The organism is Pseudomonas sp. P9_2 (genome assembly GCF_034008255.1).
In the GTDB taxonomy this organism is placed as follows: Bacteria; Pseudomonadota; Gammaproteobacteria; order Pseudomonadales; family Pseudomonadaceae; genus Aquipseudomonas; species Aquipseudomonas synxantha_A.
Genome location: NZ_CP125376.1, coordinates 3,299,746 through 3,325,417, shown reverse-complemented (window position 1 = coordinate 3,325,417; position 25,672 = coordinate 3,299,746). Strand labels below are relative to the sequence as shown.

19 protein-coding genes are annotated in these 25,672 nt (G+C 60.6%); 8 read left to right on the top strand and 11 right to left on the bottom strand.

What is annotated here, in order from left to right; translation table 11 throughout:
* Window positions 1-151 precede the first annotated feature (151 nt).
* Both smc and QMK52_RS14860 read right to left on the bottom strand, forming a co-directional pair.
* Window positions 152-3,640, bottom strand: coding sequence for a chromosome segregation protein SMC (gene smc, locus QMK52_RS14865; RefSeq protein ID WP_005790324.1), 3,489 nt, complete (start codon window positions 3,638-3,640; stop codon window positions 152-154).
* 2 nt (window positions 3,641-3,642) lie between these two features.
* Window positions 3,643-4,302, bottom strand: a complete 660-nt coding sequence (locus QMK52_RS14860; RefSeq protein WP_005790326.1) for a GntR family transcriptional regulator — start codon at window positions 4,300-4,302, stop codon at window positions 3,643-3,645.
* 280 nt (window positions 4,303-4,582) lie between these two features.
* Between QMK52_RS14860 and xdhA the strand changes: the two genes are divergently transcribed.
* From xdhA to guaD, 4 genes are all read left to right on the top strand, one after another.
* Window positions 4,583-6,031, top strand: coding sequence for a xanthine dehydrogenase small subunit (gene xdhA / locus QMK52_RS14855; protein WP_320403016.1), 1,449 nt, complete (start codon window positions 4,583-4,585; stop codon window positions 6,029-6,031).
* Entirely contained in the window at window positions 6,024-8,423 is a 2,400-nt protein-coding gene (xdhB, locus tag QMK52_RS14850) for a xanthine dehydrogenase molybdopterin binding subunit (RefSeq protein ID WP_320403015.1), read from the top strand. Before xdhA ends, xdhB begins: the two co-directional genes overlap by 8 nt.
* A gap of 123 nt (window positions 8,424-8,546) precedes the next feature.
* Window positions 8,547-9,389, top strand: coding sequence for a xanthine dehydrogenase accessory protein XdhC (gene xdhC, locus QMK52_RS14845; RefSeq protein ID WP_005790331.1), 843 nt, complete (start codon window positions 8,547-8,549; stop codon window positions 9,387-9,389).
* 7 nt (window positions 9,390-9,396) lie between these two features.
* The gene (guaD, locus tag QMK52_RS14840) at window positions 9,397-10,701 is read left to right on the top strand and encodes a guanine deaminase (protein ID WP_005790333.1); all 1,305 of its coding nucleotides are present in this window, start codon (window positions 9,397-9,399) and stop codon (window positions 10,699-10,701) included.
* Between the two features lie 122 nt (window positions 10,702-10,823).
* Here guaD and QMK52_RS14835 read toward each other — a convergent pair whose 3' ends face one another.
* Window positions 10,824-11,588 (bottom strand): GntR family transcriptional regulator, encoded by a 765-nt coding sequence (locus tag QMK52_RS14835; RefSeq protein ID WP_005790335.1) that lies wholly within the window; start codon window positions 11,586-11,588, stop codon window positions 10,824-10,826.
* Between the two features lie 244 nt (window positions 11,589-11,832).
* On the opposite strand from QMK52_RS14835, the gene QMK52_RS14830 reads away from it, so the two are divergent.
* Window positions 11,833-13,023, top strand: coding sequence for a benzoate/H(+) symporter BenE family transporter (locus QMK52_RS14830; protein ID WP_005790336.1), 1,191 nt, complete (start codon window positions 11,833-11,835; stop codon window positions 13,021-13,023).
* Between the two features lie 36 nt (window positions 13,024-13,059).
* Here the strand turns inward: QMK52_RS14830 and QMK52_RS14825 are convergent, their stop codons facing one another.
* Window positions 13,060-13,404, bottom strand: coding sequence for a YggL family protein (locus tag QMK52_RS14825; RefSeq protein ID WP_003193255.1), 345 nt, complete (start codon window positions 13,402-13,404; stop codon window positions 13,060-13,062).
* A gap of 236 nt (window positions 13,405-13,640) precedes the next feature.
* Between QMK52_RS14825 and dacB the strand changes: the two genes are divergently transcribed.
* The gene (dacB, locus tag QMK52_RS14820) at window positions 13,641-15,101 is read left to right on the top strand and encodes a D-alanyl-D-alanine carboxypeptidase/D-alanyl-D-alanine-endopeptidase (protein WP_005790339.1); all 1,461 of its coding nucleotides are present in this window, start codon (window positions 13,641-13,643) and stop codon (window positions 15,099-15,101) included.
* An 81-nt stretch (window positions 15,102-15,182) separates the two neighbouring features.
* Here dacB and QMK52_RS14815 read toward each other — a convergent pair whose 3' ends face one another.
* Both QMK52_RS14815 and rlmKL read right to left on the bottom strand, forming a co-directional pair.
* Window positions 15,183-17,609 (bottom strand): diguanylate cyclase, encoded by a 2,427-nt coding sequence (locus QMK52_RS14815; protein WP_005790341.1) that lies wholly within the window; start codon window positions 17,607-17,609, stop codon window positions 15,183-15,185.
* 230 nt (window positions 17,610-17,839) lie between these two features.
* Window positions 17,840-20,104 carry a bifunctional 23S rRNA (guanine(2069)-N(7))-methyltransferase RlmK/23S rRNA (guanine(2445)-N(2))-methyltransferase RlmL gene (gene rlmKL, locus QMK52_RS14810; RefSeq protein WP_005790343.1) on the bottom strand — a complete coding sequence of 755 codons (2,265 nt, stop codon included), beginning with the start codon at window positions 20,102-20,104 and terminating at the stop codon, window positions 17,840-17,842.
* 532 nt (window positions 20,105-20,636) lie between these two features.
* Here rlmKL and rmf point away from each other — a divergent pair.
* Window positions 20,637-20,852: a ribosome modulation factor gene (rmf, locus tag QMK52_RS14805; protein WP_002553055.1), complete on the top strand. Its 216-nt coding sequence runs from the start codon at window positions 20,637-20,639 to the stop codon at window positions 20,850-20,852.
* 127 nt (window positions 20,853-20,979) lie between these two features.
* Here rmf and QMK52_RS14800 read toward each other — a convergent pair whose 3' ends face one another.
* The 5 genes from QMK52_RS14800 to QMK52_RS14780 all read right to left on the bottom strand — a co-directional run bounded on the left by QMK52_RS14800 (window position 20,980) and on the right by QMK52_RS14780 (window position 24,225).
* The gene (locus tag QMK52_RS14800) at window positions 20,980-21,999 is read right to left on the bottom strand and encodes a quinone-dependent dihydroorotate dehydrogenase (protein WP_005790346.1); all 1,020 of its coding nucleotides are present in this window, start codon (window positions 21,997-21,999) and stop codon (window positions 20,980-20,982) included.
* An 80-nt stretch (window positions 22,000-22,079) separates the two neighbouring features.
* Window positions 22,080-22,541 (bottom strand): transglycosylase SLT domain-containing protein, encoded by a 462-nt coding sequence (locus QMK52_RS14795; protein WP_005790348.1) that lies wholly within the window; start codon window positions 22,539-22,541, stop codon window positions 22,080-22,082.
* Window positions 22,534-22,917: a winged helix-turn-helix domain-containing protein gene (locus tag QMK52_RS14790; RefSeq protein WP_005790350.1), complete on the bottom strand. Its 384-nt coding sequence runs from the start codon at window positions 22,915-22,917 to the stop codon at window positions 22,534-22,536. The genes QMK52_RS14795 and QMK52_RS14790 overlap by 8 nt, the downstream gene beginning before the upstream one ends.
* Before the next feature lie 165 nt (window positions 22,918-23,082).
* Window positions 23,083-23,298, bottom strand: coding sequence for a FliM/FliN family flagellar motor switch protein (locus QMK52_RS14785; RefSeq protein ID WP_005790352.1), 216 nt, complete (start codon window positions 23,296-23,298; stop codon window positions 23,083-23,085).
* A gap of 15 nt (window positions 23,299-23,313) precedes the next feature.
* Window positions 23,314-24,225 (bottom strand): secretin N-terminal domain-containing protein, encoded by a 912-nt coding sequence (locus tag QMK52_RS14780; protein ID WP_320403014.1) that lies wholly within the window; start codon window positions 24,223-24,225, stop codon window positions 23,314-23,316.
* Window positions 24,226-24,471: 246 nt separating this feature from the next.
* Between QMK52_RS14780 and QMK52_RS14775 the strand changes: the two genes are divergently transcribed.
* Window positions 24,472-25,671 carry a CmpA/NrtA family ABC transporter substrate-binding protein gene (locus QMK52_RS14775; protein ID WP_194438926.1) on the top strand — a complete coding sequence of 400 codons (1,200 nt, stop codon included), beginning with the start codon at window positions 24,472-24,474 and terminating at the stop codon, window positions 25,669-25,671.
* Window position 25,672 lies beyond the last annotated feature (1 nt).

Genomic DNA, 25,672 nt, shown 5'->3' with positions numbered 1-25,672 from the left:
CGCATACGAAAAATTGACATTAAACTAGCACGACCAAAGATAACTTTACACCGTCTGTCAAAATGCCTTGAACAAATATGTCCATTTGCCACTTTCGCCAGACCGGTAAATCGCCCTACGACGTGCCGTAAATTCTCTCTCCTGGCATGGTTCAGGATTCCACCATTGCCATCGCCTCTTCCACATCCACTGCGACCAAACGCGAACAGCCCGGCTCGTGCATCGTGACCCCCATCAACTGGTCCGCCATTTCCATGGCGATCTTGTTGTGGGTGATGTAGATGAACTGCACAGTCTGGGACATCTCTTTGACCAACCGAGCGTAGCGTCCAACGTTAGCGTCATCCAGCGGCGCGTCAACTTCGTCGAGCATACAGAACGGCGCCGGGTTCAACTTGAAGATGGCAAATACCAAGGCCAATGCGGTCAGGGCTTTTTCGCCACCGGACAACAAATGGATGGTGCTGTTCTTCTTGCCCGGAGGCCGCGCCATGATCGTTACCCCTGTATCGAGTAGATCTTCGCCCGTCAGTTCCAAGTAGGCACTGCCACCACCGAAAACTTTTGGGAATAACGCCTGTAAACCGCCATTAATCTGATCAAAGGTATCTTTGAAGCGGTTGCGGGTTTCCTTGTCGATCTTGCGGATCACGTTTTCCAGGGTGTCCAGGGCTTCGACCAGATCGGCATCCTGAGCATCCAGATAACGTTTGCGCTCGGACTGCTGCTGGTACTCATCGATCGCCGCAAGGTTGATGGCGCCAAGGCGTTGAATGCGCGCGGCAATCCGCTCAAGTTCTTCTTCGGCGTCCTTCTCGTTGGCCTGGGCGGTCAGGGTGTTGAGCACGCCATGCAGGTCATAACCGTCTTCGAGCAACTGGTCCTGCAAGGTCTTGCGGCGCACGGTGAGGGCTTGCCACTCCATGCGCTGTTGTTCGAGTTGGCCGCGGATCAATTGGGATTGCTGCTCGGCCATGGTGCGGCGCTTTTCAGCGTCACGCAGTTCGCGGTCGGCATCTTCCAGGGCGATCTGCGCGGTCTTGAGCTCTACGTCGACGGTCATGCGCTTGTCGAGCAGTTCCTCAAGCTTGAGGCGCAGCTCTTCCAACGGCGCCTCGCCCTCCTCCAGGTTGAGGCTCAGTTGCTCACGTTTTTCGGTGAGGCGTTCGGACTGCATCTCCAGGCGCTCAAGGGCCTGGCGCGTGGAATCATGCTGGGCCCGCAGAGAGCCCAGGCGCACCGCCAACTGGTGAGCGTGATCCTTGTGCTGGCGAGCTTCCTGGCGCACGCGGTCGAGGCGTTCGCGCAGGCTGTCACGCTGGGCCAGCAGCAACTCGCGCTGCTCGGTATCCAGCGCCATGCTGTCGAGGGCTTCCTGCAATTGCAGGCGCGCTTCGCCAACCTGCTCATGTTCAAGGGCGCGCTGTTCGCCCATCTCGGCCACTTCTTCGTCAAGGCGGGTGCGGCGCAGGGTCAGTTGTTCGACCTTGGCTTTGCTCGCCGACAGTTGGGCTTTCAATTCGCCTTGCTGGCGCGCTTCGTCTTGCAACAAGCGGCGCAGGTGTTCGCGGCCGGTCTCTTGCTGGCGCTGGGTGGCGCGCAGGGTTTGCAGTTCGGTTTCCAGGCTTTCGAGGGTGGCTTCGCGCTCTTCGCGTTCGGCGATCAGGTTGACGATTTCCTGGCCGCGGGCCAATACGCCACTTTCCGCTTCGCTGGCGCGGCGCACGCGCAGGAAATGTCGGCCGATCCAATAACCGTCGCGACTGATCAGGCTTTCGCCGGCGCTCAGTTGACCACGTTGGGCCAGGGCCTGCTCCAGTGTCTCAACCGGCTTGACCTGGCCCAGCCATGGCGACAAATCAAGCGCCGCCTCGACCTTGTCCAGCAAGCTGCCTGGTACCCGCGTGCCGTCGGCCGCCGGGCTGAGCAAACGCAAATCGCCCTGGGCGAAACCGGCCAGGTCGAAGCCGCCAAAATCGTCCACCAGCACCGCTTGCAGGTCGGCGCCGAGCACGGTTTCCACCGCCAGCTCCCAACCGGCTTCTACCTTCAAGCCTTCGGCCAGGCGCGGGCGCTCGGCCAGATGCTGGTCGCGCAGCCACTCGGCGGTGCCGGTGCCAGGGTCCAGCGCAGCTTGCTGCAAGGCCTCAAGAGATGCCAGGCGCCCATTGAGCCGCTGCAGATCGCCCTGGGCCTGCTGCTGCGCCTGGGTTGCCGTTTGCAATTGCTGGCGCAACTGCTCCAGGCGCTCCACCTGTTGTTCTTCGCTGGCTTCCAACTCTTCCAGCGTCATTTCGCTTTCGGCCAGTTGCTCGCTCAGCGCCATGATCGCCGCGTCTTCGGGGTCGGCGGCGAGCAATACGCGCTCTTCCTGCAGGCGACGCTGGCGTTCGGCCAGGCGCTCCATGCTGGTTTCCAGTTGCTGGATGCGCGACTGCTGCACCTCGGCCTGGCGACGCGGCTCGGCCGATTGCAGGTTGAAGGTATCCCACTGCTCCTGCCAGGCGTGCATGGTGGTTTCGGATTCTTCCAGCGCGGCGGCGGCCTCTTCGGCGGCGGCGTTGGTGATTTCCTGCTCGGGGGTGAGCATGTCCAGCTCTTCGCCGAGGGTCAGCAGCAAGGTGCGGTCATGGCCCAGGTGCGACTCGGTTTCCAGGCGGGCGCGCTCGGCCTCCTTCAAGTCGTCCTGCAACTGGCGCAAACGCTGCTGGCCGTGCTGGATGCTCTGCTCGACCCGAGCGATATCGCCCCCCACCGAATAGAAACGGCCCTGCACCAGATTGAAGCGTTCGGACAGTTCATGGTGCCCGTCACGCAAGCGTTCGATGCTGGCGTCAGCATTACGTTGCTCGGCCACCAGCGCCTCAAAGCTGACTTCCTGAGTGCCGATGATCGCTTCGCGCTGACCCACCTGATCGTTCAACGCCTGCCAACGCAGGGCCGACAGTTGCGCCTTGAGCTGGCGCTCTTCGCCCTTGTATTCCTGATACTTCTCGGCGGCCTGGGCCTGACGGTGCAGACGCTCCAACTGGCGCTCCAGCTCTTCGCGCAGGTCGGTCAGGCGGGCGAGGTTTTCATGGGTACGGCGGATGCGGTTTTCAGTTTCGCGGCGGCGCTCCTTGTACTTGGAGATGCCGGCTGCTTCTTCGATAAAGTTGCGCAGGTCTTCGGGCTTGGCTTCGATCAGCTTGGAGATCATGCCCTGTTCGATGATCGAATAGCTGCGCGGGCCCAAGCCTGTGCCGAGGAAGATATCGGTGATGTCCCGGCGGCGACATTTGGTGCCGTTGAGGAAGTAACTGTTCTGGCTGTCGCGTGTGACTTTACGGCGAATGGAGATCTCCGCGTAAGCGGCGTATTCGCCGACCAAGGTACCGTCGGAGTTGTCGAACACCAGTTCGATGCTGGCCTGGCTCACCGGCTTGCGGCTGGTGGAGCCGTTGAAGATGACGTCGGTCATCGACTCGCCACGCAGGTTCTTCGCCGAGCTCTCGCCCATCACCCAGCGTACGGCGTCGATGATGTTCGACTTGCCGCAGCCATTGGGTCCCACTACCGCTGCCATGTTGCTGGGGAAGTTCACGGTAGTCGGGTCGACGAAGGATTTGAACCCCGCCAACTTGATGCACTTGAGCCGCACGCTTAGGCGTCCGCCAACGCAGCGATGACCAGCGAGCTACTGCGCTGGCAGTAGGCCGACAGCACCAGGCGAATTTGTACCAGGTCACGGGCGAGCACCGCGGCGAGCAATTGCTCGAACAAGGCCTGAAACTCGCTCATGGACGCCTTGCGCTGATCCAGGGCCAGGTAATAGGCGCGGTTCATCGCCGGCTGCAGGTTTTCAACGGTTTCCTGCAAATACGGGTTGTTGGCGAAGGGGTACGCGGCGCGCATCACGCTGAAGCTTTCTTCGACGAAGGCACGGATGTCCTCGCGCTCCAAGCTCAGCTGCAGGCGTTGCTGGATCTGCAGGAACGGCGCCATATCGGCCTGGGTCTGCCAGCCTTCGGCCACTGCATTGCCGAGCAGGATGTACATCTCGCCCATCAACGTACACAGGCTCTGCACCTTGTGCGCGGTGAGCTCGGTAACGTGGGCGCCACGGCGCGGCAGGATCGCGATCAGATGGCGGCGTTCGAGGATCAGCAAGGCTTCGCGCACGGAACCGCGACTGACGTTGAGCGCCAGCGTGACCTTCTGCTCCTGGATCCGCTCTCCAGGCTTGAGTTCGCCGCGAATGATACGTTCGGCGAGGTGGTGAGCGATTTGCTCGGCGAGACTGTCCGGCGCCTTGAACGTCATGTTTTCCCTTCAAAATCTTCTATCGGTACAAGCGCGGCAGTGTAGCGCATTGGCCCGCTGATGGCGCTACGCCCACCGTGGCGAATTTGGCATGAAATAAGCAACGTTAACAGCCCACGCGCCGCCAAAAACACCGGTTCCAGAAGACTGAACCATAATTGAAAGTGTTGCGATCGCATTTTCTTGACCCTTAGGTCAGAAAACCATTGACCGAAAAGTCAGACATGACTAGATTCGGCGCAAAGCGGTTAACAACAATAATGAGTCTGCGAGGCCTTCCGTGATCCAGTTTTTACTCAACCAGGAACTCCGTAGCGAGCACGCCCTGGACCCCAACCTGACCGTGCTCAACTATCTGCGTGAGCATGTGGGCAAATCCGGTACCAAGGAAGGCTGCGCCAGCGGCGACTGCGGTGCGTGCACGGTGGTGGTCGGCGAGCTGCACACCGACGAGCAAGGCGCCGAGCAGATTCGTTATCGCAGCCTCAATTCCTGCCTGACGTTCGTGTCGTCGCTGCACGGCAAACAACTGATCAGCGTTGAAGACCTCAAGCACCAGGGCCAACTGCACAGCGTGCAACAGGCCATGGTCGAGTGCCATGGCTCGCAGTGCGGCTTTTGCACCCCGGGTTTCGTGATGTCGTTGTTTGCCCTGCAAAAGAACAGCGACGCCCCCGACAGCCACAAAGCCCATGAAGCCCTGGCCGGCAACCTGTGCCGCTGCACCGGTTATCGCCCGATCCTGGCCGCCGCCGAACAAGCCTGCTGCAACAAGCCCCAGGATCAGTTCGACAGCCGCGAGGCCGACACCATCGCTCGCCTTAAAAGCATCGCGCCCACCCAGACCGGCGAGCTCAACAGCGGTGACAAACGCTGCCTGGTGCCCTTGACCGTCGCCGACCTGGCCGACCTCTACGACGCCTATCCGCAAGCCCGCCTGCTGGCCGGCGGCACCGACCTGGCGCTGGAAGTCACCCAGTTCCACCGCACCCTGCCGGTGATGATCTACGTCGGCAACATTGAAGACATGAAGCGCATCGAACATTTCGACGACCGCCTGGAGATCGGCGCGGCCACCGTTCTCTCCGATTGCTACACCGCGCTACACCATGAATACCCGGACTTCGGCGGACTGCTGCAGCGCTTCGCCTCCCTGCAAATCCGCAACCAGGGCACCCTGGGCGGCAATATCGGCAACGCCTCACCGATTGGGGATTCGCCGCCACTGTTGATTGCGCTCGGCGCCCAGATCGTACTGTGCAAAGGCAACACCCGCCGCACGCTGGCGCTGGAAGACTATTTCATCGATTACCGTGTCACCGCCCGCCAGGACAGCGAGTTCATCGAGAAGATCATCGTGCCCAAAGGCCACGCACTGTTCCGTGCCTATAAGGTGTCCAAGCGCCTGGACGATGATATTTCCGCCGTGTGCGCGGCGTTCAACCTGAACATCGACAACGGTGTGATCAGCGCGGCGCGCGTTGCCTTCGGAGGCATGGCTGCCACACCAAAACGCGCAAAAAGTTGCGAGGCCGCGCTGGTGGGCGCCATCTGGAACTCGGCCACGGTCGAGAAAGCCTGCGCCGCCCTGGCACAGGACTTCACCCCGCTGTCGGACTTCCGCGCCAGCAAGGAATATCGCCTGCTCAGCGCGCAGAACCTGCTGCGCAAGTACTTCATCGAACTGCAAACGCCGCACATCGAGACTCGGGTGACCGCTTATGTCTAACCATCACGCCGTCGTAAAGACCCAAGCCGAACTTGCCGAACTGTTTGCCCAGGACCTCACCTCCGGGGTCGGGCGCAGCGTCAAGCATGACAGCGCCGCCAAGCACGTCAGCGGCGAAGCGCAGTACATCGATGACCGCCTGGAATTTCCCAACCAGTTGCACCTGTATGCGCGCCTGTCCGACCGTGCCCACGCCCGCATCCTCAGTATCGACACTGCGCCCTGCTACGCCTTCGACGGCGTGCGCATTGCGATCACCCACGAAGACGTACCGGGCCTGAAAGACATCGGACCGTTGATGCCCGGCGACCCATTGCTGGCCATCGACACCGTGCAGTTCGTCGGCCAGGTGGTGCTGGCCGTGGCGGCCCGTGACCTGGAGACCGCGCGCAAGGCGGCGATGGCGGCGGTGATCGAATACGAAGACCTGGAGCCGGTGCTGGATGTGGTCGAAGCCTTTCGCAACAAGCATTTCGTGCTCGACAGCCACACGCACCAACGCGGCGATTCGGCGTCTGCGCTGGCGAGTGCCAAGCACCGTATCCAGGGGACCTTGCATATCGGCGGCCAGGAACACTTCTATCTGGAAACCCAGATCTCTTCGGTAATGCCCACCGAAGACGGCGGCATGATCGTCTATTGCTCTACGCAAAACCCTACCGAAGTGCAGAAGCTGGTGGCCGAAGTGCTTGACGTGTCGATGAACAAGATTGTTGTGGACATGCGTCGCATGGGCGGCGGGTTCGGCGGCAAGGAAACCCAGGCCGCCAGCCCCGCCTGCCTGTGCGCGGTGGTAGCACGCTTGACCGGCCAGCCGACCAAGATGCGTTTGCCGCGGGTTGAAGACATGCTGATGACGGGCAAGCGTCACCCGTTCTATATCGAGTACGACGTGGGCTTCGACGACAACGGTCGCCTGCACGGGATCAACCTGGAACTGGCGGGTAACTGCGGCTGTTCGCCAGACCTGTCCAACTCGATTGTCGACCGCGCGATGTTCCACGCCGACAATTCGTATTACCTGGGCGATGCCACGGTCAACGGCCATCGCTGCAAGACCAACACCGCCTCCAACACCGCCTATCGCGGCTTCGGCGGCCCCCAAGGCATGGTCGCCATCGAGGAAGTGATGGACGCCATCACTCGCCATCTGGCCCTCGATCCGTTGGCAGTGCGCAAGGCCAACTACTACGGCAAGACCGAGCGCAACGTCACCCACTACTACCAGACCGTCGAGCACAACATGCTCGAAGAGATGACCGCCGAGCTCGAAGCCAGCAGCCAATATGCCGAACGCCGCGAAGCGATCCGTCTGTATAACGCCCACAGCCCGATCCTGAAAAAGGGCCTGGCGCTGACCCCGGTGAAATTCGGCATTTCTTTCACCGCAAGCTTCCTGAATCAGGCCGGCGCGCTGATTCATATCTACACCGATGGCAGCATCCACCTGAACCACGGCGGCACCGAGATGGGCCAGGGCTTGAATACCAAGGTCGCGCAAGTGGTGGCCGAAGTGTTCCAGGTGGACATCGACCGCGTGCAGATCACCGCCACCAACACCGACAAGGTACCCAACACCTCGCCCACTGCGGCTTCCAGCGGTGCCGACCTGAACGGCAAGGCGGCACAGAATGCCGCCGAGACCATCAAGCAGCGCCTGGTGGAGTTCGCTGCGCGCAAGTACGACGTCAGTGAAGCGGACGTAGAGTTCCGCAACGGCCATGTGCGTGTACGCGAGCAGATCCTGACGTTCGAAGCGTTGATCCAGCAGGCGTATTTCGGCCAGGTCTCGCTGTCGAGCACCGGTTTCTACAAGACCCCGAAAATCTTTTACGACCGCAGCCAGTCGCGCGGACGACCGTTCTACTACTACGCGTTCGGCGCCGCCTGTTGCGAAGTGATCGTCGACACCCTGACCGGCGAATACAAGATGCTGCGCACCGACATCCTCCACGATGTGGGCGCTTCGTTGAACCCGGCCATCGACATCGGCCAGGTCGAAGGCGGCTTTATCCAGGGCATGGGTTGGCTGACCATGGAAGAACTGGTGTGGAACAACAAGGGCAAGCTCATGACTAACGGCCCGGCCAGCTACAAGATCCCGGCCGTAGCGGACATGCCGCTGGACCTGCGGGTGAAGCTGGTGGAGAACCGCAAGAACCCGGAGGACACGGTGTTCCATTCCAAGGCCGTGGGTGAGCCGCCGTTCATGCTCGGGATTGCTTCGTGGTGCGCGATCAAGGATGCGGTGGCGAGCCTCGGCGATTATCGCCATCAACCCCAAATTGATGCGCCGGCGACGCCCGAGCGGGTGTTGTGGGGGTGTGAGCAGATGCGGCAGTTGCAGGTGGCGAAAGCTGTCGAGGCTGACACTGAATTGGCTTCGCTCTAGACCCAGGCGCTGCCATCGCGGGCAAGCCCGGCTCCCACATTTTAAGGTGCGAACCCAATCAAATGTGGGAGCTGGCTTGCCTGCGATAGTGGCCGAACTAACAGCAGAAATGTTGAGGTAGACATGGACAACTGGATCAGCGCCCTCGCCACCCTGCAAAACCAGGGCGAACCCTGCGTGCTCGTCACCATCATCGAAGAGCTGGGCTCCACGCCACGTAATGCCGGTTCCAAGATGGTGATCAGCGCCGCGCACACCTTCGACACCATCGGCGGCGGGCACCTGGAATACAAGGCGATGCAGCTCGCTCGCGACATGCTCGTGCGCGGCCAGCAAACCACCCACCTGGAGCGCTTCAGCCTCGGCGCAAGCCTGGGCCAGTGCTGCGGTGGCGTGGCGGTATTGCTGTTCGAACCCATGGGCCAGGTGCAGGCGCAGATCGCGGTGTTTGGCGCCGGCCATGTCGGGCGTGCGCTGGTGCCGTTACTGGCAAGCCTGCCCTGCCGGGTGCGCTGGATCGATTCCCGTGAGCAGGAGTTTCCGGAGCACATCCCGCAAGGCGTGCGTAAAATCGTCAGTGAAGAACCGGTCGATGAAATTGCCGACCTGCCCGCGGGCAGTTACTGCATCGTCATGACCCACAATCACGCGCTGGACCTGGAACTCACCGCCGCCCTGCTCAAGCGCAATGACTTCGCCTACTTCGGCCTGATCGGCTCGAAAACCAAGCGCGTCAAATTCGAACACCGCCTGCGTGGCCGCGGCTTCGACACCGCACGGTTGCAACGCATGCGCTGCCCCATGGGCCTCACCGAGGTGAAGGGCAAGTTGCCGGTAGAGATCGCCATCTCCATCGCCGGCGAAATCATCGCCACCTATAACGCCAATTTCGGCCAGCACACCGCCGGCGCCGAACCCATTGCCAAACTGCTGCCGGCTTCGCGCCGCAGCCAAGCTATCAATTGAGATAACCATGCCTTTGACTCGCAAAGCCTACCGCGCCGCCATCCTGCACAGCATCGACGACCCTGCCATCGTTGGCATCGACGCCTCCTACGAGTATTTCGAAGACGGCCTGCTGGTGATCGATAACGGCCAGATCAGTGCGCTCGGCCACGCCAGCGAACTGCTGCCGACGCTGCCCGCCGACATCGACATCACGCACTACCAGGACGCATTGATCACCCCCGGCCTGATCGACACCCATATCCATCTGCCGCAAACCGGTATGGTCGGCGCCTACGGCGAGCAATTGCTGGATTGGCTCAACACCTACACCTTCCCCTGTGAAAGCCAGTTCGCCGACAAGGCCCACGCCGATGACGTCGCGGATATCTTCATCAAGGAGTTGCTGCGCAACGGCACCACCACCGCACTGGTGTTCGGCAGCGTACATCCGCAATCGGTGAATTCGTTCTTTGAAGCTGCGGAAAAACTCGACCTGCGCATGATCGCCGGCAAAGTAATGATGGACCGCAACGCGCCGGACTACCTGACCGACACCGCACAAAGCGGCTATGAAGAAAGCAAAGCGTTGATCGAACGCTGGCACGGCAAAGGCCGCCTGCATTATGCCGTTACGCCACGCTTCGCCCCCACCAGCACGCCTGAGCAACTGGCGCTGGCCGGGCAATTGCTGGGCGAATACCCGGACCTGTACATGCAGACCCACATCAGTGAGAACAAGCAGGAAGTCGAGTGGGTAAACGAGCTGTTTCCCGAGCGCAACGGCTACCTGGACGTGTACGACCATTACAAACTGCTCGGCGAGCGCTCGGTGTTTGCCCACGGCGTGCACCTGTGTGACGACGAATGCGCACGGCTGGCGGAGACCGGCTCGGCGGTGGCGTTCTGCCCAACGTCGAACTTCTTCCTCGGCAGTGGGTTGTTCAACTTGCCCATGGCCGAGAAACACAAATTGAACGTAGGCCTGGGCACCGACGTGGGCGGCGGTACCAGCTTCTCGCTCCTGCAAACACTGAATGAAGCCTATAAGGTCATGCAGTTGCAGGGAGCGCGATTGAGCCCGTTCAAGTCGCTCTATCTGGCGACCCTGGGCGGTGCGCGCGCGTTGCGCCTGGAAGACAGGATCGGCACATTGCAGCCGGGGACGGACGCGGACTTCCTGGTGCTGGACTACAACGCCACGCCACTGCTCAGCTATCGCTTGAAGCAGGCCAATAACATTGCCGAGACGTTGTTTGTGCTGATGACGCTGGGGGATGATCGGGCAGTGTTGCAAACCTATGCAGCCGGCCAGCTGGTGCACCAGCGCTGATCTCAGAGACACCACAAAACCAATGTGGGAGCTGGCTTGCCTGCGATAGCATCACCGCAGTGTAACTGATACACCGCGGCGCCTGCATCGCGGGCAAGCCCGGCTCCCACATTTGATTGGGTTTACAACTTTACAGACGTGCGCCCAGGTTTTTTAGTCTGTAGAAGGTGCGAAAACACCGCATGCAAATCATCCGACGCGCTCTCTTCATCGAGGTTGAGTTTGCTGTCGATATGATCCATGTGATGCATCATCAAGTTCACCGCCAGCACCGCATCGCGGGCTTCGATCGCGTCAATCAACTGGGTGTGCTCATCGTAGGAACAGTGCGAGCGGTTGCCGCTTTCGTACTGGGCGATGATCAATGAGGTCTGGGACACCAGGCTGCGCTGGAAGCTGATCAACGGCGCGTTCTTGGCCGCTTCGGCCAGTTTCAGGTGGAACTCGCCGGAAAGACGGATACCGGCACCGCGATCACCGCGGGAGAAACTGTCGCGCTCGTCATTGACCATCTGGCGCAACTCGGCCAATTGCTCAGCGGTAGCGTGCTGCACCGCCAACTCCGTGATCGCTCGCTCCACCAGACGCCGGGCCATGAACACCTGGCGCGCTTCTTCCACACTGGGGCTGGCAACCACTGCGCCGCGATTGGGCCGCAGCAGTACCACGCCTTCATGGGCCAGGCGCGACAGTGCGCGGCGAATGATGGTACGGCTTACGCCAAAAATTTCGCCCAGTGCCTCTTCACTCAATTTGGTTCCGGGTGCCAGGCGTTGTTCGAGGATCGCCTCGAAGATATGCGCATAGACGATATCGTCCTGGGTTCCGCTGCGACCGGTCTTGCCGGCTCGCGGTTGTTTCTTGAGAGGTTGCAACTGTTCGTTCATGGGCACTCGGGTAGGGAGAACGGCGGCGAATTAACGGTAATACGGCAAATTCAAGGTAATACGGCAACTACGGGTCGCTGGCAAGTATCACCTAAAAACAGCGCACATTGTACACAACCCAATGCGCCAACACACTGTACGGCTGTTTGCGGCCCCGGCTGTATTGCAATGACTGGTTACGTTTGAGTTTAGGCTTGAATCTGCGCCGTCACCGGCAAATCCCAGGTAAAAGGAACACCCTTCCATGACCGACGCCACCCAAGCGCCCTTGCGCCCGCTGGCCGACACCTCCCCCTCGGCCATCGTCGCCGGTTTTATCGCCATGATGACCGGCTACACCAGCTCCCTGGTGCTGATGTTCCAGGCCGGCCAAGCCGCCGGTTTGACCACCGCACAGATTTCTTCGTGGATCTGGGCGATTTCCATCGGCATGGCGGTGTGCAGCATCGGCCTGTCCCTGCGCTATCGCACACCCATCACCATCGCCTGGTCCACACCCGGCGCGGCGCTGTTGATCACCAGTTTAGGCGGCGTGAGTTATGGCGAAGCCATCGGCGCCTACATCACCTGCGCGGTGCTGGTGACCCTATGCGGGCTGACCGGCAGCTTTGAAAAACTGGTCAAGCGCATCCCTGCATCGCTGGCGGCGGCGTTGTTGGCGGGGATCCTGTTCAAGATCGGCAGCGAAATCTTCGTCGCCGCGCAGCATCGCACCGGCCTGGTACTGGGGATGTTTTTCACCTACCTGATCATCAAGCGCCTGTCGCCGCGCTATGCCGTGCTTGCCGCGCTACTGATAGGCACAGCGCTGTCGGGGCTGATGGGGTTGCTGGACTTCAGCGGTTTTCATCTGGAAGTGGCGACGCCGGTATGGACCACGCCGCATTTCTCACTGGCGGCGACCATCAGCATCGGTATCCCGCTGTTTGTGGTGGCCATGACCTCGCAGAACATGCCTGGTGTCGCCGTGCTGCGGGCCGACGGCTACACCGTGCCGGCTTCGCCGCTGATCACCACCACCGGCCTGGCCTCGCTGGTACTGGCACCGTTCGGCTCCCACGGCATCAACCTGGCGGCGATCAGCGCGGCGATCTGCACCGGGCCGCACGCCCATGAAGACCGCAACAAGCGCTACACCGCTGCGGTGTGGTGTGGGGTGTTCTATGGGATTGCCGGGGTATTCGGAGCCACGCTGGCGGCATTGTTCGCAGCCCTGCCCAAGGAACTGGTGCTGTCGATTGCAGCGCTGGCGTTGTTTGGCTCGATCATCAACGGCCTGAGCATTGCCATGAATGAGCCGAAGGAGCGGGAAGCGGCGCTGATCACCTTTATGGTCACCGCGTCAGGCTTGACGTTGTTTTCCATCGGCTCGGCGTTCTGGGGGATTGTCGCGGGGGTGTTGACGCTGCTGATTCTGAATTGGCGCAAGGCATAAAAAAACGGCGACCCTCAGGTCGCCGTTTTTTTAGTATCACTTAGCCGCGTTGATCGGCTTTTCCGGATACCACACGTCCAGCAACGGGCTGACTTCAGCCTTGGTCAGCTCGGAACGGGTTTTCAGCCAGGCTTCGACAGCAGCGCGCTGCTCTTCGGACACCGAGCCACGCTTCTGCAGGCAAACCAGACCGTAGTCATCGCCGCCGACATAGCCCAGACCATTGGCTTCCATGGCTTCTTTGATGAATGCTTCGAGGAAAGCGTCGATAGCTTCTTCACTCAGGCCTTCGTTGAAGTCCAGGTTCAGTTCGAAACCCAGCTCTTGAAATTCATCAACGCACAGTTTTTTGCGCAGACGCTGGGAACGGTTAGTCGCCATTGGAACAATCCTCATAAGTAATAACGGGCGGCACTTTAGCAGTTTAAGGCGGCAATTGCCCGACTCTCTGGGACGGGCGGCACATCGGCCGTTAAAAAAACCTGATTAGCAGCTATCGTTCAGCTACAAGTGAAGCCACCTTGGGGCATAATGCCGACACTTTCGTGACCATTGAGGGATTTTCTTATATACCCCTCGCCTTTTTCACCCTTCTCAGCAGTAGGGTTTTATTTCTTATGATCAAATCGTTGCGTTCTGTATTACTTGCCAGTGTCCTTTTGCCTTTGGCCCTTTCGGCCACCGCCGCTCCCATCAATACTGCCCTGCCCCCCAGCGTCGCGCAGGCCCTGCAGAAAGCCAAACTGCCCAATACCGCGCTGTCCCTGGTGATGCTGCCTCTTAACGGCCCCGGTACGCCAACCGTATTCAATGCCGACGTGTCGGTGAACCCGGCCTCAACCATGAAGCTGGTGACCACTTACGCGGCCCTGGAGATGCTCGGCCCCAACCACCAGTGGAAGACCGAGTTCTACACCGACGGCACCCTCAGCGGTGGCGTGTTGCGCGGCAACCTGTACCTCAAGGGCGGCGGCGATCCCAAGCTGAACATGGAAAAGCTCTGGCTGCTGATGCGCGACCTGCGTGCCAATGGCGTGCAGCAGGTCACCGGTGATCTGGTACTGGATCGCAACTTCTTCAACCAGCCGCTGTTGCCTGATTTCAATGACGACGGCAACGACGAGAACAAGCCGTTCCTGGTCAAGCCCGATGCCTTGCTGGTCAACCTCAAGGCCCTGCGCTTCGTGACCCGTAATGATTCGGGACGCGTGATCGTGTCGGTCGAACCTCCGATTGCCAGCATTCGCATCGACAACCAGGTGAAAGTCACCAACGCCAAGCAGTGCACCGGTGACGTGCGTTACAACCCGGTGACCGCCGCCGACGGCAGTGTGACTGTGACCGTCAGCGGCCAACTGGCTGATGGCTGCAGCTCTCAGACTTACCTGTCACTGCTCGACCATGCCACCTACACCGCCGGCGCCGTGCGTGCGATCTGGAAGGAGCTGGGCGGCACCATCCAGGGCCGCGATATCCAGGCGCCAGTGCCCAAGGATGCCAAGGTGCTGGCCCGCGCATTCTCGCCGGACCTGGCGGAGATCATTCGCGACATCAACAAATACAGCAATAACACCATGGCCCAGCAACTGTTCCTGAGCCTGGGCGCGCAATTTCGCAACGATGCCGATGGCGACGATGCCAAGGCCGCGCAACGCGTCGTGCGCCAATGGCTGGCCAAAAAAGGCATCACCGCACCGCACCTGGTAATGGAGAACGGCTCCGGCCTGTCCCGCGCCGAACGGGTCAGCGCTCGCGAGATGGCGGCCATGCTGCAAGCCGCCTGGAAAAGCCCCTACGCGGCGGAGTACATCAGCTCGATGCCAATCGCTGGCACTGACGGCACCATGCGCAAACGCCTGAAGACCACAGCGATGCGCGGCGAAGCTCACGTGAAGACCGGTACCCTGAACACCGTACGCGCCATCGCCGGGTTCAGCCGTGACAACAACGGCAACACTTGGGCGGTGGTGGCGATTCTCAACGACTCCAAGCCTTGGGGCGCGTCATCGGTGTTGGACCAGGTGCTCCTGGACCTGTATCGCCAGCCGAAGGCCGTTGCAGCCGCGCCGGTTCTGTAAAGCATCACACTACCCTGCTGGAGCGAGCTTGCTCGCGAAAAACGTCAACGATAACGCGTGTCTCCTGAACAAACGCGGCGTCTATGGTTTTTTCGCGAGCAAGCTCGCTCCTACAGGCAGTAGGGCTTGCTCGCTCCCACACGCCTCGACCCGGTCCCTGCCCGCCTGCTTGGCCACATACACTGCCGAATCAGCGCGCAGCAGCAACCCATCAATATCTTCATCAGTCCGCCAACTGGCTACGCCAAAGCTGGCAGTGACGATGCCCACCGGTTCCATCGGCGTATCGCGCAACGACTGCCACAACTGAGTTGCCAGGCTATAGGCCTGGGCACCATTGGTACTTGGGCACAGCACCACGAATTCTTCCCCACCCAGGCGGCAAAACACGTCGGTACGGCGCAAGCGCTGGCCTATGCGCTTGCACAACTCCTGCAACACCCCGTCGCCCACGGCGTGACCATGCTGGTCGTTGATGCGCTTGAAGTGATCGATATCGAGCATGATCAACGACAGCGCACCCGAGGTGCGGTTGATCCGCAGCATCTCGCCCTTGAGCCGATCCTGAAAATAACGACGGTTATAGATGCCCGTCAGAGAGTCAGTGATGGAAAGCGCGCGCAGTTCTTCCTCGACCCGTTTGAGATCGGAAATATCCGACACATAGCCGTGCCAAAGCGTACCGCCTCCAGGTAACTCTTCAGGTGTCGCTTCGCCGCGAATCCAGCGCAAGCCTCGCTGAGGCAACTGCACGCGATATTCTTCGCGCCAATGGCTCAGTTGCAGCGCCGACAAACGTATCGAGGCACGCACTCGCTCGATGTCCAAGGGGTGAATGCGTTCCAGCACCTTGCCTGCATCCTGCTGTAATGCGCCAAGTTCGATTTCATAGATATCGCGCATACCTTCGCTGGCGTAGATGAAACGCCCATTGCCCTGCAGGTCCTGGGTGAACTGGAAAATCCCGCCAGGCACATGAGCACTGAGTTTTTTCAGCAGACGGTCCCGGGCGGCCAGGGCTTCATAGGCGCGCTTTTGCTCGGTGATATCCAGGTAAATTGCCAAGTGCCCGACCCACAGGCCAAAGTCGTCCAGGAGCACGGTGGCCAGCATGTTGACCGTCAGTTGGGTACCGTCCTTGCGCACCAGCGTCCACTCGCGAGCTTCATGCAGGCTGTCAGGGCTCTCCACCAGCATTGCCTGGCTCGGCGCAATACGCTTGCCTAGCGCCAGGCTCAACGGCGCAGCCCGCGCTTCGAGTTCCACGGCCAGGTGCAGGCTTTCCAGGGTCAGGCGACCCAACACCTCTTCGGCCTTGAAACCCAACATCTGTTCGGCACCGGCATTGAAGGTGTTGATCACACCGCGCAAATCGGTGGCGATGATCGCGACCTGAGTCGCCGCATTCAGCACACTGCGTAATTGCCCGTGAGCCCCACGCAACTCTTGCTCACGCAAGCGCAACTGCACGGTGCGCTGTTCCACCAGTTTCAGCGCACGCTGACGCTGGCTGACCAGCACGTAGAGCAAGGCACTGAGCAAGGCGCTGAGCAGCACACCCATGCCCAGAATGGTGTTCATCGAGGAATGATTGGCCTTGTCGAACACCTCGCTGGCACGCAGGCTCAGGGCATAGACGTGATCGCCAAGGGTGAGGCGGCGTGTCGCCGTCAGGTCGCTGTTGCCCACCGTATTGCTGGATGCATACAACACCCGTTGCTGCGTATCGGAGGTGTCGACGATCTGCATGACCAGATTGTCGCGATTCGGTTTGGGCAACCCATCGGCCACCAGTTGGCGCATGCTGAGCACCGCCATGACAAAGCCGTAGGGCTCGGTGCCGACGGTTTTGCTCACTGGCGCCACCAGCAGCACGCCGGCCGCGTAGGCAGGCTCCACGCCCACCAGTTGCATGGGCTGTGACACTGCCGGCCTGGCGTTTTTTTGCGCACGCTCCAGGGCTGAACGGCGCAAGGGCTGGGCCAGCAGGTCAAACCCCAAGGGCGAACCCAGCAGGCTTTGCGTCTGGCTGTACAACACCGGTACGTATTCATCGCGCTCGGGCGCGGGCGCCAACTCACCCAAGCCATTGAGTTCACGGATGCTGAAAGGGATGCCACGCTGACGGGAAATCTCTTGCTCGAACGCCCTGCGCTGCTCACGAAATATGCGCGGTGCCCAGGCGTAGGCACGCGCATTGAGCAACAGAGGCTGGGCAAAGCCGTCGAACTCGGCACGGGAGACATCGCCAGAGTTGATGAAGAAACGCTGCAGGCTACCCAGGCGCAGCTCCTGATCCTCAAAACGCTCCTGGATGCGGGTGTAGCGCTCATTGACCAGCAACTGGAAACGCTGGCGCACCTGTTGCTGATACAGGTCGGCAGTCGCCCACGCGACAACCATCGTCAACGCACTGCCAGCCAACAACACCACCAATGCCACCAGCCAAGCCGACGCCTGCTCACTGATAAAACCAAGGATTTTCGGGCGGACAGCTTGCATCGGCATAGGCAACACTCACAACGCCAGTGTGCGGGGGTGTCACGTTGGCTGGGGTTTAAGTTATAGCCATTGGTCGGGTGTTTGACCAGCCTAAAAACTGCAGGGGCTTAATGTGGGAGGGGGCTTGCTCCCGATAGCGGTGGATCAGCCAATACATTGGTGACTGATACTCTGCTATCGGGAGCAAGCCCCCTCCCACACTGGATACTCGGCGCATTCAGAACTGCTGATATTAATCAGCGAGCAGTGATTTTCCAGGCCCGGTGGATCTTCGCATTGCGCGCAAAATCCGGGTCGATGGTCTTGTCGCTGATCTCCTCGACCGCATAGCGTTCGCTGAGGTTGTCTTCCAACTGGAACTTGCGGAAGTTGTTGGAGAAGTACAGCACGCCACCCGGCGCCAGGCGCGCCATGGCCAGGTCGAGCAACTGCACGTGGTCACGCTGCACGTCGAAGATACCTTCCATGCGCTTGGAGTTGGAGAAGGTCGGCGGATCGATGAAAATCATATCGAACTCATCACGACTGGCCTCCAGCCACGCCATGACATCACCCTGCTCCAGGCGGTTCTTGTCGGAGAAACCATTGAGGGAGAAGTTGCGACGCGCCCAGTCCAGATAGGTTTTGGACAGGTCGACGCTGGTGGTGCTGCGCGCTCCACCCTTGGCAGCATGGACGCTGGCGGTGGCGGTGTAGCAATACAGGTTGAGGAAGCGCTTGCCGGCCGCTTCTTTCTGGATGCGCATACGCATCGGGCGGTGGTCGAGGAACAGGCCGGTATCCAGGTAGTCGGTGAGGTTGACCAGCAGCTTCACGCCACCTTCGCTGACCTCGGTGAACTTGCCTTGGGCGCTCTGGCGTTCGTATTGCTTGGTGCCGCTCTGACGCTCGCGACGCTTGACCACCACACGGCTCTTGTCGACGTTCAGGGCCTGGGGAATCGCTGCCAGGGCGTCGAACATGCGCGCCGAGGCTTTTTCCGGGTCAATGGATTTTGGTGCGGCGTATTCCTGTACGTGAACCCAATCGTGGTACAGGTCGATGGCCATGGAGTACTCGGGCATGTCGGCGTCATACACACGGTAGCAATCCACGCCTTCACGCTTGGCCCATTTGCCCAGCAGCTTGAGGTTCTTTTGCAGGCGGTTGGCAAACATCTGCCCGCCTTCGCTCAAGCGCGCCTGTTCGACCACCGGGGCCGGGGCTGGCTTGATCGGGTTGCCGTTCTTGTTGTACTGGCGCTCAACGGGCTCGGTCGGCGCCTGGTCGTAAGCCGCTTGCTCACGCTCAGCCTGGCGCTGCTCCGGCGTGCGACGTTCGCCGGTGACGAACTGATCCGGGTTGACCTTGATCAGCAGCAATTTGCACGGCAACGCGCCGTTCCAGAACGAATACTGTTTGTGGCTGCGGATGCCCATGCGCTTGCCCAGGTCCGGCGCGCCGGTGAACACCGCCGCTTCCCAGCCCATGCAGGCCTGGCGCAGGCGCTCGCCGAGGTTCTGGTAGAGGTACAACAGGCTGGCTTCATCACCCAGGCGCTCGCCGTAGGGTGGGTTGCAGATCACCAGGCCTTTCTGGTTCTGGTCCGGGCGCGGCTCGAACGTGCCCACTTCGCCCTGGTACACCTTGATCCAGTGGCTCAGGCCGGCGCGTTCGATGTTATTGCGGGCGGGTTGAATCAGGCGCGGGTCGGCTTCGTAACCGCGGACCCACAACGGTGGCTTGTTCATACCAATGGCCGCACGCTCGCTGGCCTCGGTGTGCAGCTTTTTCCACAGCGCCGGGACGTGGCCCAGCCACGTGGTGAAACCCCACAGCTCGCGGTTGAGGTTGGGGGCCATGTCGGCGGCGATCATCGCGCCTTCAACCAGAAAGGTGCCGACGCCGCACATCGGGTCGGTCAGCGCACCGCCTTCGGCTGCAATGCGTGGCCAGCCGGCGCGAATCAGGATCGCCGCTGCCAGGTTTTCCTTCAGCGGTGCCGCGCCCTGCTGCAGGCGGTAGCCACGCTGGTGCAGGCTGTGGCCGGAAAGGTCCAGGGACAGGATCGCTTCGCCACGGTCCAGGCGCAGGTGAATGCGCAAGTCCGGGTTGATCTTGTCGATGGATGGACGCTCGCCGGTTGGGGTGCGCAGCTTGTCGACGATCGCATCCTTGACCTTCAGCGCGCCGAAGTGGGTGTTGTCGATGCCCGAGCCGTGACCGCTGAACTCGACCGCCAGGGTGCCGTCGGGAACCATGTGGTCGGCCCATTCGATATCCAGCACGCCGTGGTAGAGGTCTTCGGCGTCCTTCATCGGGAAGCGCTTGAGTACCAGCAGCACACGGTTGGCCAAGCGTGACCACAGGCACAGGCGGTAGGCGGTTTCCATGTCGGCCATGCCGCGAACGGCCGAGGTGTGCTCGCGGGCGTCCTCAAGGCCAAGCCCGACGGCTTCCTCGATCAGCAGGCCTTCGAGGCCCTTGGGGCAAGTGAGGAAGAGTTCAAAACGGTCCGACATGGGGCATTCCAGGCTTTTCAGCAATAAATGAACGGGCGACGCATCGCCGGCTCGGTTTTCAATCAAGCACTTTTCTTGAAGAGTGCTCGCGTGACACGAATGTGCCGTCCCACCCCGCTTTCCGGGCCGTTGAGCCTTGTTTGACGGGGCAGAGAAACAATGTGAAGCAACAAAAGGAAATATTCAGACCCTTCGTCGAATAATAACCGACTGCAACAGGCGGGCATTCTCACTAAAGGATTAACCCGCTTCGCTGTGCAGGGCACATCATAGCTGGCTTTGCTGCATAAAAGGGGCGAAAAACCATCCCAGCTTATGGCTATAGCATCGTTATCGTTACGTGCTTATGACAAAACGATCATTGAATACATGTGACCTATTGGTTAGAACTCAACACAGGTTGGCGCCGTAACGACGCCGACACATCGGCTCGCCACGCCGGCAGCGAGCCCACCAACGGCAGAAAAACTCTGCCCGGCCTTGGACAAGGCCGAAGGATATCTAGACAGTCAACAAGTGAGGGAAACACCCTATGAGAAGACTTAAGCGTGATCCGTTGGAAAGAGCATTTTTACGCGGATATCAATATGGCGTTCATGGAAAATCCCGTGAGCTTTGCCCATTTACTCTACCGTCGGTACGCCAAGCCTGGATCAACGGCTGGCGAGAAGGACGCGGCGACAACTGGGACGGTATGACTGGCACTGCGGGCATCCACAGACTCAACGAACTTCACGCCGTCGGCTAATCAGGGGCATTTTATTCCGACACACATCTTTGAATGAGTAACGACTTAACCACGCGCGCCCCATCCGGGCGGCGGGCTTCGGCCCAGGGGCTCCTTTATGGAGCCCTTTTTATTGCCTGGCAGATTGTCAGCGCAGGGCAGCGATGGCATCCACCGACTCGCGAATCAACGCCGGCCCCTTATAGATAAAGCCGGAGTACAACTGCACCAGGCTGGCGCCAGCCGCGATCTTCTCGGCCGCGTGCTTGCCTTCGGTAATACCGCCCACCGCGATGATCGGCAAACGCCCGGCCAACTCGGCCGCCAGCACCTTGACGATATGGGTGCTCTTGTCCCGTACCGGCGCGCCCGACAGGCCGCCCGCCTCGTCGCCATGGGCCAGCCCCTCGACGCCCACGCGGCTGAGGGTGGTGTTGGTCGCAATCACTGCGTCCATGCCCGCATCCACCAGGGCCTGGGCCACCAGTACAGTTTCTTCATCGCTCATGTCCGGGGCGATCTTGATTGCCAGGGGTACGCGCTTGCCATGACGCACGGCCAAGTCTTCCTGACGCTGGCGCAAGGCTTCGAGCAGTTGTTTGAGGGAGTCACCGAACTGCAGGCTACGCAGGCCCGGGGTATTGGGCGAGCTGACGTTGACGGTGACGTAGCTGGCGTGGGCGTAAACCTTGTCCAGGCAGATCAGGTAATCGTCCACTGCACGCTCTACCGGCGTGTCAAAGTTCTTGCCGATATTGATCCCGAGGATGCCTGTGTATTTTGCCGCTTGAACCCGCGATAACAGGTGATCGACGCCGAGGTTGTTGAAACCCATGCGATTGATGATCGCCTCTGCGTCCGGCAGGCGGAAAATGCGTGGCTTGGGATTTCCCGGCTGTGGCCGTGGCGTCACGGTGCCGATTTCAACGAAGCCGAACCCCAACTGTGCAAACCCGTCGATGGCCGCGCCGTTTTTGTCCAGGCCGGCTGCCAGGCCGACCGGATTGGGAAAATCCAGGCCCATCACCGACACCGGCACTTTCGCCGCAGCCTTGCATACCAGGCCATTGAGCCCCAGGCGGCCACCGGCACCGATCAAGTCCAGGGACAGATCGTGGGAGGTTTCCGGGGAGAGTTTGAACAACAGCTGGCGGGCCAAGGTATACATGGGCGGGCTAGACTCGGATGGCGGCAAAAGGTGCCGCGATTATAGCCGGGGTGGCGCGCCTCATGCGAGGCGTGCTGCGCTCATCGGCGCTGAGCAATCAACGCCTGATAACGCACCCAGATCCTTTCGGCGTAGCGCTGGCGCAACGCCTCACGCTGCGAGCCAGGGCCCGGCCCAACATTGTAGGAACCCACCGCCATCCAGTTGTAGCCGAAACGCTGAATAAACTCGGCCAGAATCGAGGCACCGACTTGCACCGACAAACAAGGTTCGCTCAACAACCGCTCCTCGGTAATGCCCTGTTTGAGCAAACGCGGCAGGTGGATGCTGTTGATCTGCATCAAGCCGATATCACGCGTGCCATTGCGGTTGGCGTAGTTGATCGCCTGCGCGCGCGAACCCGATTCGACATCAGCGATAGCCTGCAACAGTTCCGGTTCGAGATCGTACCGGCTGGCCGCCTCGTCCCAGCAATAGGCCAGTGCCTGGTGACTGCCCATCAGCCCACCGAGCAGCAGTACCACGCTCCAAACCTTAAGCATTGCTGGCCTGGCCACACACAGAGCACACATGCACGACACCCCGTGGTGCTTCCCCTACCCGCACCGGGCACGTAAAGCGATACCCCTTGCCATAAATCGTCTTGATAAACCCTTTGTCGGCGCTCAAATGTTTGCGCAGGGAATAGATACAGCGCGTGAGTGACTCATCGGCCACCTCTCCTCGGGGCCAGGCCAGCTCCAGCAGGCGATCCTTGGTCATCAGCGTGCCACCGGAGGCCAGCAACAGTCGCAGCACATGCCACTCCTTGGGCGGCAACTGAATATCCGCATCGCCGTCCGTCAACCGGCCATCGCCATGCAAGGTCCAGCGAGCGAAGACCAGGGAGGCCGTCGATTCATCAATCACGACGGCCATACGTACCTCTGCTTTGGACTACTGACATTCACATCCTTAGTTTCCGTACCGGCACACCTGCCAATGTCACGACTATAAAAAACCGGCTTACGGCTCGCGCTAGGACAAAGCCCATTCGGACGCCCTTTTTTGGAAACTTTCGGTCAGACAATTCTCCTGACGCATTTATTGGGGTAGCCATTCCTGATACGTCTCCTGCAACTCAACCCCCAGCCGATCCTCCAGCTGCACCAGCTCACCCAACGCCATCAGTTGCCCATTGACCCGTACCTCCACACATCGAGTCGCCCCTGGATCCAGAGGCAGCACCTTCCCCGGTGCGAACGCAGCCAAACGCTTGCGGCTGATCAATTGCTCCTGCAGCAGTATTTCCAGGTGCATGGACAAACGCCTTTTTCATGGGGAAAACTCACGATCCGTGCGCAGGAACGCACGCTGCACACGCTCATGTTGTGCTGTGCTCAATTGCGCAGGCGCGAGAGGTGGCGGTAATGGCTCAGGGCCTGACGAAACGTCATCCTGGACCGTGGCTCTATCCAGCTGCGCCACCAGCTTTTCGATAAGAGTCACCTGAGCAGGCTGGCCCTTGATCAACAAACTGTTGGTATCCGAATAGGCCACCAACACCAGGCTACCGTCTGCCAATTGGCCTTTCTGCTCAGGGGATAGCCGGGCTTCGATCATGGAAGCCATACCCGGTACGCGGACCTTATTGGCACCCGCTCCTTGCTCGCGGTCCTGAACAGCTGCATTGATCACCTGGACAACGCCGAATGCCGTTGCGCCTTCGGGCTGCTTGCGGCGTGGCTGGTCCATCAGGCTGGCCAGCCGCAAGACATGATCGACATAGCTCGGTGGCCCGTAAACGTAGAACGTACGTGCCCCGCTCTCACGCAATGGGTAGCGCGGCTCATCCAGCCCCGCACGCCGCATGATGCCGCGCAGCCGATTGACCGAGATATGCCGCAGCACTACCGCAGAACTACGCACCTCATCGGCGGTGTAGAGATGCACCACTTGCCCGCTGCGGTGCCAGATCAGGTCTTGCTGCTCAGCGAGGGTTTCCAGGACCCGTTGCGGCGCTGCAAAGTCGAAGGTTCCGCTGATGCGCCTGCGCGCCACCGCACGGCTGGTGACCACAGGCAGGCCCAATGGCCCCGAGAGCGCGGTAAAGAAAGTATCCAGAGCTTCATCCTGCGCCTGGTACGCCTGGCCCCAGGCTGCGGGGCTGCCCAGCAACAGGGCGGCACACAGTAACCCGCAGTGCAGCCAGCGGCAGTTCATGGGGTTCGGGGAATCAGTGTGCACCGTGGGTATTCCTGGGCGATCTGGCCTGAAGAAGCGGCCATACTGCGAGGCGCAAGAGGTTCAATCATGATGGAAAGTTGACGGCAGACTGCACCACGCCCCCGTGGCATGTGCCTTGCTTTGCACTTTGTATCTGGCCCGCACCAAAGGCGGCGCGGGCCTACGGACAAAGGCGTCGTTACCCCGCAATGGCCTGTCACGCCAAGCCGGGAAACGACGCTTTTTTTTCAGAAAAGGCAGGTATTGATGAACGATCCGCTGGCATGGGTAAACGGCAGCGATGCCCCGGAAAAGAGCAGCCTTGACCTGGGGTTCATGGCCCTGACCGATTGCGCTTCGCTGGTGGTCGCGGCCACCCAGGGCTTCGCCCAGCCCTACGGCCTCACACTGAACCTCAAGCGCCAATCATCCTGGGCCAACCTGCGGGACAAGCTGGTCAGTGGCGAGCTGGACGCCGCCCACGGGCTGTACGGGCTGATCTATGCCGTGCATCTGGGCATCGGCGGCGTTGCGCCTACCGACATGGCCGTACTGATGGGCCTCAACCAGAACGGCCAGAGCATCAACCTGTCCCACGGCCTGCAACACCAGGGAGTGGTCACTCCTGAGGCGCTGGAACGCCACGTGCACCAAAGCCGGACAAAACTGACCTTCGCCCAGACATTTCCCACGGGCACCCATGCCATGTGGTTGTATTACTGGCTGGCGAGCCAAGGCATTCATCCATTGCAGGATGTGAACAGCGTGGTGGTGCCGCCGCCGCAAATGGTGGCGCACCTGCAGGCCGGACGCATCGATGGTTTTTGTGTCGGCGAGCCTTGGAGTGCCAGTGCAGTGCAACATCATCAAGGCTTTACCTTGGCGACCACCCAGGCGATCTGGCCCAATCATCCGGAAAAGGTCCTGGGCTGCACCCAGGCGTTCGTCGACGCATACCCCAATACCGCCCGTATACTGGTCATGGCGATTCTCGAAGCCAGCCGGTTTATCGAACAGAGCACTGAAAACCGCCGTTCCACCGCGCAGTTGCTCAGCGCTCGCGACTACCTCGACGCCCCGTTGGACTGCATCGAGCCGCGCCTGCTGGGTCATTACGACGACGGCTTGGGTAACCAGTGGCAGGATCCTCATGCATTGCGCTTTTTCGCCGGTGGCGAGGTGAATTTGCCCTACCTCAGCGACGGCATGTGGTTCATGACCCAGTTCCGGCGTTGGGGTTTGTTGCGTGAAGACCCTGACTACCTCGGCGTCGCCTGCCAGGTCCAGCAATTGGCGCTGTATCGCCAGGCCGCCGATGCGCTGGGCCTCAGCGTTGGCGACGCGCCGATGCGCAGCAGCCAATTGATCGACGGCAAAATCTGGGACGGCTCCGACCCCGCCGGTTACGCCCGCAGCTTCCGCCTCAATGCCCTGGGCGATGACAACCACCGTCAAGCGCTGCGCTGAC